Source organism: Methylobacterium sp. Gmos3, from assembly GCF_056430985.1.
The window spans coordinates 206122-219750 of record NZ_JBWJYL010000007.1 but is presented as its reverse complement, the minus strand read 5'-3'; the positions used below and the strand labels follow the sequence as shown (position 1 = coordinate 219750).

General features: G+C 70.7%; 13 protein-coding genes. 4 read left to right on the top strand and 9 right to left on the bottom strand.

Going from position 1 to position 13629, the window contains the following annotated elements; translation table 11 throughout:
- Positions 1-198 precede the first annotated feature (198 nt).
- From ACS5Q7_RS16255 to ACS5Q7_RS16230, 6 genes are all read right to left on the bottom strand, one after another.
- Positions 199-1065 (bottom strand): sugar phosphate isomerase/epimerase family protein, encoded by an 867-nt coding sequence (locus ACS5Q7_RS16255; RefSeq protein WP_478340338.1) that lies wholly within the window; start codon positions 1063-1065, stop codon positions 199-201.
- Positions 1062-2648, bottom strand: a complete 1587-nt coding sequence (locus ACS5Q7_RS16250; protein ID WP_478340337.1) for a YcaO-like family protein — start codon at positions 2646-2648, stop codon at positions 1062-1064. Before ACS5Q7_RS16250 ends, ACS5Q7_RS16255 begins: the two co-directional genes overlap by 4 nt.
- A 180-nt stretch (positions 2649-2828) precedes the next feature.
- A complete protein-coding gene (locus ACS5Q7_RS16245) occupies positions 2829-3824 on the bottom strand; it encodes a Gfo/Idh/MocA family protein (RefSeq protein ID WP_478340336.1) in 996 nt (331 codons plus the stop codon).
- The gene (locus tag ACS5Q7_RS16240; protein WP_478340496.1) at positions 3824-5005 is read right to left on the bottom strand and encodes a class I SAM-dependent methyltransferase; all 1182 of its coding nucleotides are present in this window, start codon (positions 5003-5005) and stop codon (positions 3824-3826) included. The genes ACS5Q7_RS16245 and ACS5Q7_RS16240 overlap by 1 nt, the downstream gene beginning before the upstream one ends.
- A 58-nt stretch (positions 5006-5063) precedes the next feature.
- On the bottom strand, positions 5064-5990 hold the full coding sequence (locus ACS5Q7_RS16235) for a hypothetical protein (RefSeq protein ID WP_478340335.1): 927 nt from the start codon (positions 5988-5990) through the stop codon (positions 5064-5066).
- Positions 5990-7180 (bottom strand): inositol-3-phosphate synthase, encoded by a 1191-nt coding sequence (locus ACS5Q7_RS16230; protein WP_478340334.1) that lies wholly within the window; start codon positions 7178-7180, stop codon positions 5990-5992. The genes ACS5Q7_RS16235 and ACS5Q7_RS16230 overlap by 1 nt, the downstream gene beginning before the upstream one ends.
- A gap of 334 nt (positions 7181-7514) precedes the next feature.
- On the opposite strand from ACS5Q7_RS16230, the gene ACS5Q7_RS16225 reads away from it, so the two are divergent.
- The 3 genes from ACS5Q7_RS16225 to ACS5Q7_RS16215 all read left to right on the top strand — a co-directional run bounded on the left by ACS5Q7_RS16225 (position 7515) and on the right by ACS5Q7_RS16215 (position 11907).
- A complete protein-coding gene (locus ACS5Q7_RS16225; protein ID WP_478340333.1) occupies positions 7515-8624 on the top strand; it encodes a transglycosylase SLT domain-containing protein in 1110 nt (369 codons plus the stop codon).
- A 224-nt stretch (positions 8625-8848) separates the two neighbouring features.
- Positions 8849-9490: an HdeD family acid-resistance protein gene (locus tag ACS5Q7_RS16220; RefSeq protein ID WP_478340332.1), complete on the top strand. Its 642-nt coding sequence runs from the start codon at positions 8849-8851 to the stop codon at positions 9488-9490.
- Positions 9487-11907, top strand: a complete 2421-nt coding sequence (locus ACS5Q7_RS16215) for a PBP1A family penicillin-binding protein (protein WP_478340331.1) — start codon at positions 9487-9489, stop codon at positions 11905-11907. Before ACS5Q7_RS16220 ends, ACS5Q7_RS16215 begins: the two co-directional genes overlap by 4 nt.
- Here ACS5Q7_RS16215 and ACS5Q7_RS16210 read toward each other — a convergent pair.
- Positions 11904-12338 carry a DUF1810 domain-containing protein gene (locus ACS5Q7_RS16210; protein ID WP_478340330.1) on the bottom strand — a complete coding sequence of 145 codons (435 nt, stop codon included), beginning with the start codon at positions 12336-12338 and terminating at the stop codon, positions 11904-11906. The two genes, ACS5Q7_RS16215 and ACS5Q7_RS16210, sit on opposite strands and share 4 nt — an antisense overlap.
- A gap of 85 nt (positions 12339-12423) precedes the next feature.
- On the opposite strand from ACS5Q7_RS16210, the gene ACS5Q7_RS16205 reads away from it, so the two are divergent.
- Positions 12424-12633 carry a DUF2061 domain-containing protein gene (locus ACS5Q7_RS16205; protein WP_478340329.1) on the top strand — a complete coding sequence of 70 codons (210 nt, stop codon included), beginning with the start codon at positions 12424-12426 and terminating at the stop codon, positions 12631-12633.
- A gap of 168 nt (positions 12634-12801) precedes the next feature.
- Here ACS5Q7_RS16205 and ACS5Q7_RS16200 read toward each other — a convergent pair whose 3' ends face one another.
- Both ACS5Q7_RS16200 and ACS5Q7_RS16195 read right to left on the bottom strand, forming a co-directional pair.
- A complete protein-coding gene (locus ACS5Q7_RS16200; RefSeq protein ID WP_478340328.1) occupies positions 12802-13215 on the bottom strand; it encodes an EF-hand domain-containing protein in 414 nt (137 codons plus the stop codon).
- Between the two features lie 152 nt (positions 13216-13367).
- Positions 13368-13625, bottom strand: coding sequence for a hypothetical protein (locus ACS5Q7_RS16195; protein ID WP_478340327.1), 258 nt, complete (start codon positions 13623-13625; stop codon positions 13368-13370).
- Positions 13626-13629 lie beyond the last annotated feature (4 nt).

Here is a 13629-nt window from a genome sequence, read left to right as displayed (position 1 = left end):
TTGTCCCACCCCCCTCGGCGGGGGAGGGTGGCCCCCGAAGGGGGTCGGGAGAGGGGAGCGACGGTGCAGAACGAAGGGCCGCCCCGCACGCCTGACGTGCCCTTTTCGGAAGCCGGGTTCCCCTCTCCCGACCCCGGCTCACGCCGGGGCCACCCTCCCCCGCAGAGGGGGGAGGGAGCGCGGCGGCGCTCACGACGCTCACTGCCGCCGGGTCTCCTGTCCGCTGGCGACGACCGGACCCGGCCGGCGGCAGGTGCGCAGGGTCTCCAGCGCTTGCGGGATCATCACGTCGGCGCGGTGGCTCTCGCGGGACAGCTCGACGCAGATCAGCTTGCCGTAGCCGACCTCCTCCAGGGCTTCGAGGACGCCCGGCACGTCCATGTCCCCCTCGCCGAAGGGCAGGTGGATATGGCTGCCGCGCTTCATGTCCTCGATGGCGACCGTGCCGATCCGGTCGGCGAATTCCCGCACCGCCGCCGCCGGCTCGCGCTCGCCGGTGACGAGGCAATGGCCGGTGTCGAGGGCGAGCTTCAGCCCCGGGATATCCAGGGCTACGTAATCGTCCAGCGTCTCGATCAGCATGCCGGGCTCGGGTTCGAGGCAAGGCACCACGCCAACCTCGTTCGCGAAGGTGACGACCTCCGTGAGCCCGTCGCGCAGCCAGCCCTTCGCCTCTTCGCGGTCGACGCCGGGCTTGGGCACGCCGGCCCAGAACGAGACCGCCTCGGCCGAGAGCATCGCGCCGATTTCGCAGGCCCGCTTCAGGAAGCCGACCCGCCGCGCCCGGCCCGCCGCATCGGCGGTGACGAGGGTGGGCTCGTGCTTGGCGGTGGGGTCGAGGAGGAACCGAGCGCCGGTCTCGATCACGCAGGTGAGTTCGAGCCGTTCCAGCAGGCTCGCCACCCGGCCCGCTTCCGCCGACCAGTTCTCGGCGAAGGGGTCGAGATGATGGATGTCCAGCGTCAGGGCGACGCCATCGTAGCCGGCCGCCTTGATGAGTTGCAGGGCGTCGTCCAGCCGGTGGTTGGCGGCGCCGTTGGTGTTGTAGGCGAAGCGAAGCGTCATGCCGCCCTCCCCTTCCGTTGCTGCAACCGGAACGGCGCATGGTGCGATTCCGGCTCGCGGTACAGGGGATAGTGGCGCCCGACGATGCGCTCGGCCAGCGCCACGTCGAAGAGAGGCTGGCCGCCGAACCGCTCCAGAGCCTCCGGCGTCAGGCGGACGGGGCGCAGGGTCTCGCTCTCCTGCCCGAATTTGATCAGCGGGTGGTCGCGCTCGATGAGCTTGCGCGTGTTGCGCTCGCCGATGCGGTAATAGCTCATGGTCTCGACTTCGAGGCCCGGCACGATGGCCTTCACCACCCCGACACCGCCGCCATGGGGCGAGCAATCCACGTAGAGAACGTCGAAGCCGGCTTCGAGAAGCCGGTCGCAGGCGATCTTGCCCCGCGCGTGCCCATCCTCGGCGGGCGTCGAGGGCAAGTCCAAGAAGCGCTTGGTGGAGCGCTCGGAATAGACCGTGTCGGACAGCACCGCCCGCAGGTCGGCCTTCGGCATCTCTATCCATTCGAGCATGGCTTGCAGCGCCCTCCCCTCTTCGAGGTCGAGGCTGGGGAGCGCCTTCTGAATGAACGCGTCGACGTAGCCCGGCGGGGTGACGGTGGAGGCGAGATCGAGTGGGCCGTGGCCGAAGGTCTTGCGCACCCGCGCCGCCTGGAATTCCAGCAGCGCCTTGCGCAGGGCGCGATCCCGGTCGGGGTCGCAGGCCTCGCCGCAGGCCGAGAGGGCGATGGGCGCGGGCGCCCGGTCGGCATCCTCGTCGTAGCCGACGACGTAGAGGTTCGTCAGGCCGAACTGGTCGGTGGCGAATTTCGGGAGAGCCCGGATGCCGAGTTCCTTCAAGCGGGCGAGCATCGCGGCGTTCTCGGGCCCGATCCCATCGAGGTCGAGCATCACCCCCTGGTCGAGGGCGCGGAACAGCAGGCCGTTGCCGTCGCGCTGGAGCAGTTCGAGCACGCCGTGGCCCAGCGCGAAGGGCACGTCCGGCCCGGCGCCGAGGCCGTTGGTGATGAGGTTGGTGAAGGGCTGGTAGCCCTCGGACAGCTCGAAATAGTCGGTCGCGGCGATGTCGAGGGGCATCAGCACGATCTCGCCCGTGGGGTGGCGCACGGTCGGCGTCCATTCGAGCACGCTGCCGCGCCCCACGGGGGAGCCGGCGGGCAGGCACAGGGTCAGCGGGTCGGCCACGGACTTCTCGCCATAGACCCGCACGAGGTCGACGTAGCTCGCCCGCTCCTTGGCGCGGGGCAGCACCGCGAGCGAGGGCATCAGGTTCTCGGCGATCTCGGCCACGGCGCCGATCAGCGCCTCGTCGTCGGTGGCGCCGTAGCCGATGCCGGACGGCATCGCGCCGACGAAGAACGGATCGTCGAGGAACAGGGCCACGAACCAGACCGGCACGCCCGTCCGGTCGAGGGGCGCCAGGGGGAAGCCGACGATCTTCCCCTCGGGAAGCACATCGAGATAGGCGCGCACGGGATCGGGCAGGCACTCGGGCAGGCCCTCGATGGGGCGGGCAGCGCCGAATGGGTAGGAGCGCGGCGCCTTCAGCTTGGCGTGGCGGGCGCGTTCGTCCTGGGTCTCGCTCACGGTGTCGGTCCGCTTTCTTCTCGTATCCTCGAATGTCCCACCCTGGTCCTCATCCTGAGGTGCCGCGAAGCGGCCTCGAAGGAGCCTTCCAGAAGACGCAGCGATCCCTGGAGCCCTCCTTCGAGGCCGCCGCTGCGCGACGGCACCTCAGGATGAGGGCGAGAGGGGGAGGGAACGCACTCAGCTTTGGCCATAGGCCCGCGCCACGAGGCGCATCGTGTGCAGGTCGCGGGCGGCGTTGTAGGCGCTGCGCTCCGTCGGGTTGCGCAGCGCCGCTCCGAAGGCACGGACCTGCTCGGTGAAGGGCGAGGCGTCGCCGTCGAAGGGCACCGGCGTGGTGCGGCCCGTGGCACCGTCGTGGAAGATGAGGCTGCCGCCGGGCGTCTGGCCCATCGTGTTCTCGGCGACCAGCATTCCCTTCGTGCCGACGATCTCGAGCCGGCGCCGGGGCAGCGCATCGGGGCAATTGTAGGCGACGTGCAGGCTCGCCAGCGTCCCCGCTTCGGTGCGCCCGATCAGCAGGGCGCCGTCATCGACGGCGTAATCCTGCACCCGGCTCTGCGTCAGGGCGGTGATGTCGGCCAGCGGCTCGCCCAGCAGGAAGTCGATCAGGTCGATCCCGTGGGGAGCGAGGTCGATCAGGGCGCCGCCGCCGGCCTGGACGGAATCGATCCGCCAGTTCGGCTGCCCCGCCGCCGACCAGTCCCGCCCGAGCCAGCAGGCATAGACGATCCGTACCGTGGTGACGGTGCCGAGCGCCCCCGAGGCGATGCGCTCACGGATCGCCCGGTGCGCCGGATGATGGCGCTGGTCGAAGGCCGTGCCGTAGAAGATTTTTTCGGATTCGACGGCGTGGGCCATGGCCTCCGCATCGGCGAGCGAGGCCGCCATCGGCTTCTCGCAGAGCACCGCCTTCCCGGCCTTGGCCAGGGCCTCCACCGCCTCCCGGTGGAGGTGGTTCGGGGTGGCGATGTAGACCGCCTCGACCTCCGGGTCGGCGAGGAAGGCGGCGAGGTCCCCGTGCGTCCGGGCTCCCTCGGCGGCGGCGGCCTCGCGGCAGGCGGGGTTCGGGTCGCAGACGGCGACCAGCCGGTGGCCCGCCTCGCGGATGCCCGGCGCCATGTAATCGCGGGCGACCCAGCCGTAGCCGACGATGCCCCAGCCGACCGGCGCCATCACCACCGCTCCGGCAGATCGACGAACTCGCGAACTCGCACCCGCTTGGTCTCGGGGGCGTCGATGCCGCCGCCATAGGTCATCCGCTCCGGTCCCGGCGAGCGCATCGGATAAGTGACGCGCGGGCCGTACTCGGCCGCGTACCGCTCGGACGGGAAATGGATGGCGAAGTCGTTGCCCTCCGGCCCGTAGAGCGGGTTCAGCGCCAGCGGGGTGCCGGCCTTCGGCAGGGTCAGCCCGTCCACGACGGAGCGCGGCGCCGGGCGCATCCCCGGCCCGGCCACGACGGAGAACGCCTCGCAGCCGCGCAGGTCGCCGGCCTCGTGCGGGATCGGCGCGCGGGCTTCCGCGAGGGAGCGGGTCAGCTCGTCATCGTCGTAGACGAGGGCATCGGGGAAGAGATCGGCGATATCCTCGACGCTCACCGCCTTGCCGGCGGAGAAGCCGGGGCAGTCGCGGTTGTGGATGTGGCTGAGGGCGAGCCAGCCCTCGTCGCCCGCCATCTGGCGGAGGTGGTCGAGGACGCGCGGCTTGTCGTCGAGGAAGTAGAAGGCATCGTTGCAGACGACGAGATCGACCGGCGCGCCGGGAACCGGCCAATGCGGCGAGTTCGCATCGAAGCAGACGAGCTGCGCCTTCTCGCCGACCACCCAGTGCCGGGCGACCCAGAGCTTGGCGAAGACCACGTCGGCCCCGGAGACCTTGCAGCCGCGCCGCGCCAGTTCGCGCAGGTAATGGCCGATGCCGCAGGCGAATTCGAAGACGCACACGGGATCGTTCCAGTGCGCCTCCAGCATGGCGAGGCCGGCGAGGTAGGTCGGGTCGCTCCAGCGGTGCAGGAAGTAATCGCCCACGCGGCCCCAGCCAAGCAGGCGCACGGCGTCCCGCAGGGTGGCGGTGCGGCGCTCGCGGATGAGGGTGATGAGGTCGGCCGGGTCGGCGGGCGGCCCGTTCCACCAATCGTCCTGGTCGGCGAGGATCGCGCACAGGGCCTCATCCGGCTCGCCCCCGTCGAGATGGGCGAGCACCCGCTCCACCAGCGCCTCGCGGCCGACGCGCAGGTAGGGGATGCCGTCGATCACCGGCCAGCGCTCACCAGTCTCGACATCCCGCAGGGCGTGCGGGGCGTCGGGCTTGAGGGCGTGGCCGGTCGAGGGCGAGACGAGGGGAAAGGGTATCATGGCGCTCACGGACAGGATCGGCAGATGGGCGCAAGCGCCCGTCGATCAAGCCGTCGGCTCAAGGGATCCGCATGTCGTGCAGGACCCTGTCATGGAAACCCTTCACCGGTCCGGCATGAACCAGTTCCATCTCGTCCAGCACCGTCCCCATGGTGAGGGAGGCCGCCCGCAGGTGCTGGGCGATCTGCAACACCCGGTCGATGCAATCAGCGGCGTGGAAGGCCCGGCCCTCGGCGGTGGAATCGTCGGGCAGGATCGCGCGGGCGCGCTCGACCTCGGTGCGCAAGCCGCCCACCTCGTCGAGTTCGCCGAGCGCCCAGCCATTGGCGACCGCCATGATCGGCAGGAGGTGGTCGCCGAGCAGCATCTCGCCGGTAAAGCCGGCATCGGGCATCGCCGCGTTGTGGAAGTGGTGCGCCATCGCCGCGAGGAACACCGTCGCCGGGTCCGCCCGGTAGAACGGGGCGAGGCAGACGCCGTAGACCGCCACCATCAGGCAATGCTCGGCGTGGTTCTCCGGCGGCTCCAGCAGGATGCGCGGCTTGCCGGGGCAGGTGACGCCCGCCCGGGGCTGGGCGGCGAGCGCCCCGACGAAGCTCGGCACGAAGCCGGCCTCGGGCTCCTCGCCGGGGGTGAGCCGGGCCCGCAGCCGATCGCGGAGGGCGGGATCGAGGGCGCCCGTCACCTCGTCGAACCCCGCGCGCAGCACCGTCGCCGCCTCGGCCTCGGAAAGGCCGGCGGCGGTGAGGAAGGCGGCGTCGAGGTCGGTGAGGCGGGCGGCGGCGAGCGCCGTCGCGGTGATGTCGAGGGCGACATCCTCCGCATCGGCCCCGCCCGTCAGCATCGACCAGCCCTGCGCGAACAGGCGCTCGGCGATCGTGCCCTCGCGCCCGGCGGACCGGACGCGCTTGAGGTCGTTGAGCTCGACGAACAGCTCACGCAACTCGACGGGCGCACTGGCGCCCGCCGCTGTCTCGCTTGGCATCAGTGTACGCCGAGCCAGTCGAGGAGCATCTTCTCCTGCTTGCCGAAGGCGTGCTCCGGCCCGTGGCCGTTCTTGACCATCGGCGCCTTGAAGAAGGTCGAGAGCTGCTCCTGCACGCCGCCGTCGCCGCGCTTCTTGGCGAGGTCGAGGACGCGGGCGATCTCGATGACGAGCGGGGCCGCCAGGATCGAGTCCTTGCAGAGGAAGTTCACCTTCACCTGCATCCGCTGGCCCATGAAGCCGGTGATGTCGATGTTGTCCCAGGCTTCCTTGTCGTCGCCGCGCGGGCGGTAATAGTGGATGTGCACAAGGTGGTCCTCGACCGGGTAGCCGAGGATCGAATCCAGCACCGTGCCCTTGGTGTTGAGCTTCGACTGCAGCGAATTCGGATCGTTGAGGGCGAGGCCGTCGCGGTTGCCGAGGATGTTGGTGGAGAACCAGCCGTCCACGTGGAGGGCGCGGGCCTTGAAGGCGGGGGCGAGCACCGTCTTCATCATGGTCTGGCCGGTCTTGCCGTCCTTGCCCGCCACCGGGACGTTGAGGTCCTTGGCGAGTTCGAGGAGCGCCGGCACGTCGGCGGCGACCGACGGGGTGAAGTTGGCGTAGGGAATGCCGCTCTTGATCGCCGCGTAGGCGTAGAGCATCGCGGGCGAGATCGCCTCGTCGCTCGAATCCAGCCCCTTCTCGAAGGCGGCGGTGGAGTTCAGCGTCGGGTCGGAAAGGTCGGGCCAGCGCTCGGTGGAGGCGAGGTTCACCACCACGACCTCATCGAGGTTGCTCTCTTTCTTGAAGCGGTTCAGGTCGTTGGCGATGACCGAGACCGCCTCGCGGTGGTCCTTGGCGACGATGCGGTTCTGCCCGTCGATGTTCTTGCAGAACTTCGCGCTGCCGACCGCCGGCCACGGCACGATGCCCTTGAGCACCTGGGCGCCGTTCTCGATGTCGTCCTTCGACAGCACGCCGTGGCCGGCGGCGGCGGCGGCGAGATCGTCGCTGTTCAGGTCCCATCCGCCGAAGACGAGATCCTTGTAATCGGCCATGCCCGCCACCGGGACGCCCGCGAGCGGCAGACCATCGAGCCTGTTCGAACCGGACTTGATCATCTCGATGCCGGCGATGGCGGTGGTGGCGACGGCGCCCCCCATGCCAACGATGGCGACGCCGACGCGGCGACCGGTCTGCATGCTCATGGGAAACTGGTGTCCTTGTGAGGACGCTGGACGCGTCCAGGATGGAGGGCCGAACCCCCGGTGCCCGGGCTTCAGGCCCTACCCAACTGGTCCGCTCGTCCTTCGTTCCAAGCCCGGCTGCGACATCTTGCAACTCGGGAGGCGGTCGTGCGGGTGCATGGCCGCCCTGCGTGCCACGCCATCATGGTTAACGCTTCGGTGAGGCTGCCACGGTCAGATCATCTGGCCGTCCCATTCTGGTCACGGCCGGCGTCGATAGAGCCCGCCGCCCGAAGCCACCCGGCCGCCAGAGCCGGGGCCTTCCGGGGAATGCACAGAACAAGAGGACCAACGGATGGGGGTTTTCCCGGAGCCGGCGCGTTGCGCCGACGACGTGGGCGGACTCATGCTCGCGACGACCACGCGCACCCGGCGGCGGAGCCGGTCCCGCGCGACCAGCGCCCTGGCGCTCGGCCTGCTCGCCGGTTTCGGACAGCCGCAAGCGGCCATCGCGCCGGCCTTCTTCGTCCCGGCTGCAGAGGCCCATGACCGGATCGAGTCCAGCCCGAAGACCGAGACCGCCCTCATCGCCGCGCCGCCGACCGAGTCCCGCTCGGCCTGGAACGGCCTGCCCCTGCCGGAGCAGGACCCGCCGACCACGGCCCTGATCGAGGACAACCTCGCCGCCCTGCCGCGCGTGACGCAGGAAGACGGAGAGGATTCCGTGCGCTTCGGCCAGCGCAGCGTGCCGCTCAAGGTCGTCGACACCATCGTGAAGGTCTCCGAGGAGGCCGGCGTCGATCCCGTCTATATGATGGCGCTCGCCGACAAGGAATCCAGCTTCGACACCGACGCGAAGGCGGCGACCTCTTCCGCGCAGGGCCTGTTCCAGTTCGTGAAGGCGACCTGGCTCGAACTGATCCGCGATTTCGGCGCCCGCCACGGCCTCTCCGAGGAAGCGGCCTCCGTGAAGGGCACCGGCCCGGCCATCACTGTCGCCGGGGGCATGAAGGATCACGTCCTCTCCCTGCGCAACGACCCCCGCGTCGCCGCCGTGATGGCCGCCGAATTGATCAAGCGCGACCGCGACCGGATCGAGGCCCGCGTCGGCCGCCCGCTCTCGACCACCGAGATGTACCTCGCCCATTTCCTCGGCACGGCGAGCGCGGGCAAGTTCGTCTCCCTGTCGAGCGAGAAGCCCGACGAGACCGCCGCGAAGGCATTCCGCTCGGCGGCGAAGGCGAACCGCAGCCTGTTCACCCAGACGGAGAACGGCAAGCGCCGCCACCTGACCATCGCCGAGTTCCACAGCCGCATCGAGGACATGATCGATGCCCGCCTCGCCCGCTACCGGGGCGTGACGGCGGTGGCCGCCGCCGCCGACGCGACGGCCCAGCCGGAGACCGAACCCTCCGCGCCGCGCCGCATCGAAGTAACCGAGGCGCTGCCGCCCGACGGGGAGTGAGCACGACCGACGCGACACCTGACCCGTCATTGCGAGCGAAGCGAAGCAATCCAGCCGGCGCCGCCACATCCGGACGGGTCGCGCCCTGGATTGCTTCGGCTTCGCCTCGCAATGACGGCGGGGGCCGTTGCGGGGAGCGGCAGGCGGAACGCCCCGGCACGCCCCGCGTTTGGGGGGCGAACGGTGGAGCTTGCGCGCGACGCCGCGCCGGAGCACGTCCAGCCATGACACGCGGTCCCTCTCTCGATCCCCGGTCCACCACGCCCACGGGCGTTCCCCTCGTGGGAGCCGCCCGCCTCGATGCCATGAGCACCGCGCTCGCCCGCAACTGGTGGCTCGTCGCCCTGCGCGGGGTGATCAGCATCCTGTTCGGTGCCATCGCCTTCGCGGCGCCGGCCGCCTTCGTGCTCTCGCTCGTCCTGTTCTTTGCCGCCTACATGCTGGTGGACGGCATCTTCACCATAGTGGGGGCGATCCGCGCCGCGCAGAAGCACGAGCGCTGGGGCTTCCTGCTGCTCGAAGGCCTCGTGGACATCGTTGTCGGCGTGGCCGCCTTCCTCGTGCCGGCGGCGGCGGTCTGGGCCTTCGTGCTGCTGCTCGCCGCCTGGGCCTTCGTCACCGGCGCCCTGATGATCGCCGCCGCCTTCCGGCTGCACCTGCATTACGGGCGGTGGTGGCTCCTGCTCGGCGGCCTCGTCTCCGTGCTGTTCGGCCTCGCCCTCGCAATCGAGCCCGGCATGTCGGCCCTGGTGCTGACGTGGTGGCTCGGCGCCTACGCCATCGCCTTCGGCGTGATGCTGGTGATCCTCGGCATCAGCCTGCGCAGCCGCCACGCCTCCGCGACCGTGCTGCCGCGCAGGCCGTGAGCGACGGCTCCCCTCCGGACCCATCGCCTCCCGGGGGCCAATCGCCCGACACCCGCGCCGCCGGGCGCGAGGTGCTCGGCGCGGCCGCCGCCCTCGGGCGCAGCCTCGGCGTCTTCGCCGGACGGGCCGGCGGCGGCGCCTACCGCGCGGCTCGCTCCGGCCTGCACGGGGCCGTCGAGGCACGGCGCCGCCGCCGGGACGCCCGTCCCGCGCCCGAGCCGCGACCGGCGAAGGGAAGCCGGCTTCGCGGCCTGCGCGCCCTGGCATCCGGCAGGCCGGCGCTCGCGGTCGCGGCGGCCTTTGTCCTGCTGCCGCTGGCGGCGCTCGGGCTCTACGTGCTCGCGGCGCTCCTGAGCCTGCCGCCGCTCGGGAGTGGCGCGGCGGCGCCGGCCCAGCGCGCCGTGACGGTGGAGGCCGATAACGGCAAGGTCTTCGCCACCCGCGGCAGCTTCCGGGGCCAGAGGCTCACCCAGGCCGACCTGCCGCCGCACCTCGCCCAGGCGATCGTCGCCATCGAGGACCGGCGCTTCTACCACCATTGGGGGATCGACCTGCGCGGCCTCGCCCGCGCCGCCTGGCGCAACCTGCGCGGCGGCGGCGTCCGCGAGGGCGGCTCGACCATCACGCAGCAATATGTCCGCCTCGTCACCCTGAACCAGGAGAAGACGCTCTGGCGCAAGACGCAGGAGGCGCTGCTGGCGCTCCGCGCCGAAGCGACGATGAGCAAGGACGAGATCCTGCTCGGCTATCTCGACGCGGCCTATTTCGGCGCGGGTGCCTATGGCGCCGATGCCGCCGCGCGGCGCTATTTCGGCAAGCCGGCCAAGGCCCTGACCCTGCCCGAGGCGGCGATGCTCGCCGGCCTCGTGCGCGCGCCGTCGCAGCTCGCCCCGACGCGCAACCTCGGCGGCGCCAAGGAGCGGGCCGACGTGGTGCTCCAGGCCATGGTCGAGACCGGGGCCATCACCGCGAAGGAGGCGGATGCCGCCCGCCGCCAGAGCGTGACCCTGAAGACCCCGCCCGAGGCGCCGCCGGGCACCAACTACTTCCTCGACATGATCGCCCCGGACCTGCGGCGGCTCGCGGGCAGCGACAGTGACATCACCGTGCGCTCGACCCTGAACCTCGACCTCCAGAGCCTCGCCGAGGCGGCGGTGGCCAAGCGCCTCGACAAGGACGGCGCCCGCCGCAAGGTCGGGCAGGCGGCGATGGTGGTGCTGTCGAAGGAGGGCGCGATCCTCGCGATGGTCGGCGGGCGCGACTACGAGGACAGCCAGTTCAACCGCGCGGTGCAGGCGAAGCGCCAGCCCGGCTCGCTGTTCAAGATGCTCACCTACCTCACGGCCTACGAGAAGGGTTTCTCGCCCGAGTCGGTGCTGGTCGACCGCCCCGTCCGCATCGGCGATTGGGAGCCGGAGAACGACGACGGCAAATACCGGGGGCCGGTGCCCCTGCGCACCGCCTTCGCCCTGTCGATCAACACGGTCGCCGCGCAACTCGGCCAGGAGGTCGGCATCCCGGCGATCATCGCCACGGCGAAGCGGCTGGGCATCCAGTCCGATCTGCCGGCCGTGCCGAGTCTTGTCCTCGGCTCCGGTGCGGTGAGCCTGCTGGAGATGACCCGCGCCTTCGGGTCGGTGCTCGCCGGGCGGGCGCCGCTGGACACCTACGCGATCAACGCGATCCGGGGCGGCGAGCCGAAGCCGGTCTACGTGCGCGCCGACCCCACGGACACGGCGAGCCTCCCCGTGGAGCCGCGCACGATGATGCTCGATTCGCTGCAAGCGGTGGTGGACTCGGGCACCGGCCGGGCGGCGCGGGTGCCGGGTCAGATCGTCGGCGGCAAGACAGGCACGAGCCAGGATTTTCGCGATGCGTGGTTCGTCGGCATGACGCCGGACCTCGTGGTCGGCGTCTGGGTCGGCAACGACGACGACAGCCCGATGAACAGGATGTTCGGCGGCGAAATGCCGGCCGGGATCTTCCACGATTTCGTGCAGCGCGCCTCGGCGCTCATCGCCAAGGGGAAAGCGCGCGCCCCCGCCTCCGCCGCGCGGGCCGAGGCCGTGCCCGCGACGCAGGTGGCGCCGCCGCCGGGGCCACCGGACGAGGTCCGGGGCGTGCCGAGCGTGATCGACACCGCCACCCTCTCCTTCCGGGGACGCACCGTGCGGCTGCTCGGCGTCGAGGGCCAGGGCGGGCATCTCGCCCGACAATTGGCCGCCTATCTCCGGCGGCGCGAGGTGGTCTGCACGGGCAGCGGCGCGGAGGGCGCCCGCTGCACCCTCGACGGCGCCGACCTCGCCGGGCTCATCGTGACGGCGGGCGGCGCCCGCGCCCGCGAGGATGCCCCGCCCGATCTCCTCGACGCGGAGGATCAGGCGCGGGCCGAGCGCGTCGGGTTGTGGGGGCGCTAGGCGTCGAGCTTTCCGAGCGTCTTCGCATCCTCCTGCCCGCCGTAGAACCGCACGAGGGCGTCCCGGAACAGCGCCTCCTCCGGCGCGGCCCGCGCGAACAGGGTCAGGCACGAGCGGAACTTCATGTCGTCGGGGCTTCCGAACACCTCGCGCGCCGTGCCCGGCGCCGCGAGGGCGGCCTGCGTGCACTCCCGCAGTCGTGGTCCGAGGAGGGGATGGGCGAGATAGGCCCGCGCCTCGTCGAGGGAGGCGATGGCGTAGCGCTGGGCCATGGGGCTCGACCCGAGACCCGCGATCTGCGGGAAGACGAACCACATCCAATGGCTCTGCTTCCGGCCCGCGCGCAATTCGGCCAGCGCCCGCTCGACGGTGCCGGCCTGTGCCTCGACGAATCGGGTGAGATCAAAGGGGTCGCTGTCTGATCGGGCCATGGCCGCTCCTGCCGTGTCGTGGGACGGACAGTCAACGCGCGGGCACCTCGCGCGTTAGCGAGGGCCGCCGTCAGGAGTGACCTGCATGCCGTCCACCGATGCCCGCTGGCGCTCGATCGCGAAGGCCGTGACATGGCGCGTCGTCGGCAGCCTCGACACCCTGGTCCTGTCCTGGGTGTTCACCGGCAACATCGTCGTCGCCGGCACCATCGCCTCGGTGGAGACGCTCACCAAGACGGCTCTCTATTATCTGCACGAACGCGCCTGGGGCATGGTTTCCCAGGGGCGGAGCTAGTGCATCGATCCAGACGAAGGCTTCAGCCGTGTCTGGAAAAATTGATGCAAAAACAAGAAGCTAGGGCAGAGGCGCATGAACGGAGTGAGTGCGTCACTGCACGAGGCGCGCGAAAAAGCCCCCGGCGAGCGGTCGCCGAGGGCCTTTCCGGTCAGCGGTCTGGGCCGCTTACTTGATGAGGGCGAGGAGCGCCTTGCCGGCCTTGGAGTTCAGCTCCTTGGCGTCGAGGGTGCCGTCGCCGTCCGGGTCGGCCATCTTGAAGCGCTCGCCCACGGCCGCGAGGTATTCCTTCTTGTCGAGGGTGCCGTCGGAATCCGGATCGGCGGACTTCACGCCGGCCTTGCTCAGGCGGCCCTTCAGCTCCTTGGCATCGAGGGTGCCGTCCGAATCCTTCTCGAGCCGGTCGAAGGTGGCGGAGGCCATCGCCTCGATTTCCTTCATGTCGACGGTGCCGTCGTTGTCGGTGTCGATCATCTTGACGGCGCTGGCGCCGCCCATCGGCTTGGCCATGGCGGACGTCGCCGCAAAACCGGCCGCCAGAAGGGCCACAGCCGCGAAGCCACTGATTGTGCGAAGGGTCATTGCCACTTTCTCCCGAATGCGATGCGCCGATCTGGTAATGCGCGGCCAACTCTAACGCAAGTGCGAAAAGCACCCGCCGGTTGCGGGAACAGCGCCCAAAACGCGAAAGGGGGCCGGTGATGACCGGCCCCTCGACAGTTCTGGCGACTGAATCAGTAATCGTAGCCGCGCCGATACATGCGCCGGTCGTCCCGGCGGTCATCCATGTAGCGCTCGCGGCGATAGGCGGCGCGCCGCTCGGCCTCGCGATCCCGACGGTATTCCTCGCGCTGGTAATCCCGCTCGCGCTGGGCGCGGGAACGCAGGTCGATGCTCGGGCCGCCCGGCCCGATATCGATGCTCTGGGCAACCGCCGGAGCGGTGCTGGCGATCGAGGCGATGACGATCGCACCGGCTAGCAGTGTCTTCATGAAG

Excerpts from the sequence above, each read along its gene's own strand:
- ACS5Q7_RS16205 (WP_478340329.1), top strand. The coding sequence starts at position 12,424 with ATGCCGTCCACCGATGCCCGCTGGCGCTCGATCGCGAAGGCCGTGACA.
- ACS5Q7_RS16195 (WP_478340327.1), bottom strand. The coding sequence starts at position 13,625 with ATGAAGACACTGCTAGCCGGTGCGATCGTCATCGCCTCGATCGCCAGC.
- ACS5Q7_RS16245 (WP_478340336.1), bottom strand. The coding sequence starts at position 3,824 with ATGGCGCCGGTCGGCTGGGGCATCGTCGGCTACGGCTGGGTCGCCCGC.
- ACS5Q7_RS16255 (WP_478340338.1), bottom strand. The coding sequence starts at position 1,065 with ATGACGCTTCGCTTCGCCTACAACACCAACGGCGCCGCCAACCACCGG.
- ACS5Q7_RS16220 (WP_478340332.1), top strand. The coding sequence starts at position 8,849 with ATGACACGCGGTCCCTCTCTCGATCCCCGGTCCACCACGCCCACGGGC.
- ACS5Q7_RS16210 (WP_478340330.1), bottom strand. The coding sequence starts at position 12,338 with ATGGCCCGATCAGACAGCGACCCCTTTGATCTCACCCGATTCGTCGAG.
- ACS5Q7_RS16240 (WP_478340496.1), bottom strand. The coding sequence starts at position 5,005 with ATGATACCCTTTCCCCTCGTCTCGCCCTCGACCGGCCACGCCCTCAAG.
- ACS5Q7_RS16235 (WP_478340335.1), bottom strand. The coding sequence starts at position 5,990 with ATGCCAAGCGAGACAGCGGCGGGCGCCAGTGCGCCCGTCGAGTTGCGT.
- ACS5Q7_RS16200 (WP_478340328.1), bottom strand. The coding sequence starts at position 13,215 with ATGACCCTTCGCACAATCAGTGGCTTCGCGGCTGTGGCCCTTCTGGCG.
- ACS5Q7_RS16225 (WP_478340333.1), top strand. The coding sequence starts at position 7,515 with ATGGGGGTTTTCCCGGAGCCGGCGCGTTGCGCCGACGACGTGGGCGGA.
- ACS5Q7_RS16230 (WP_478340334.1), bottom strand. The coding sequence starts at position 7,180 with ATGAGCATGCAGACCGGTCGCCGCGTCGGCGTCGCCATCGTTGGCATG.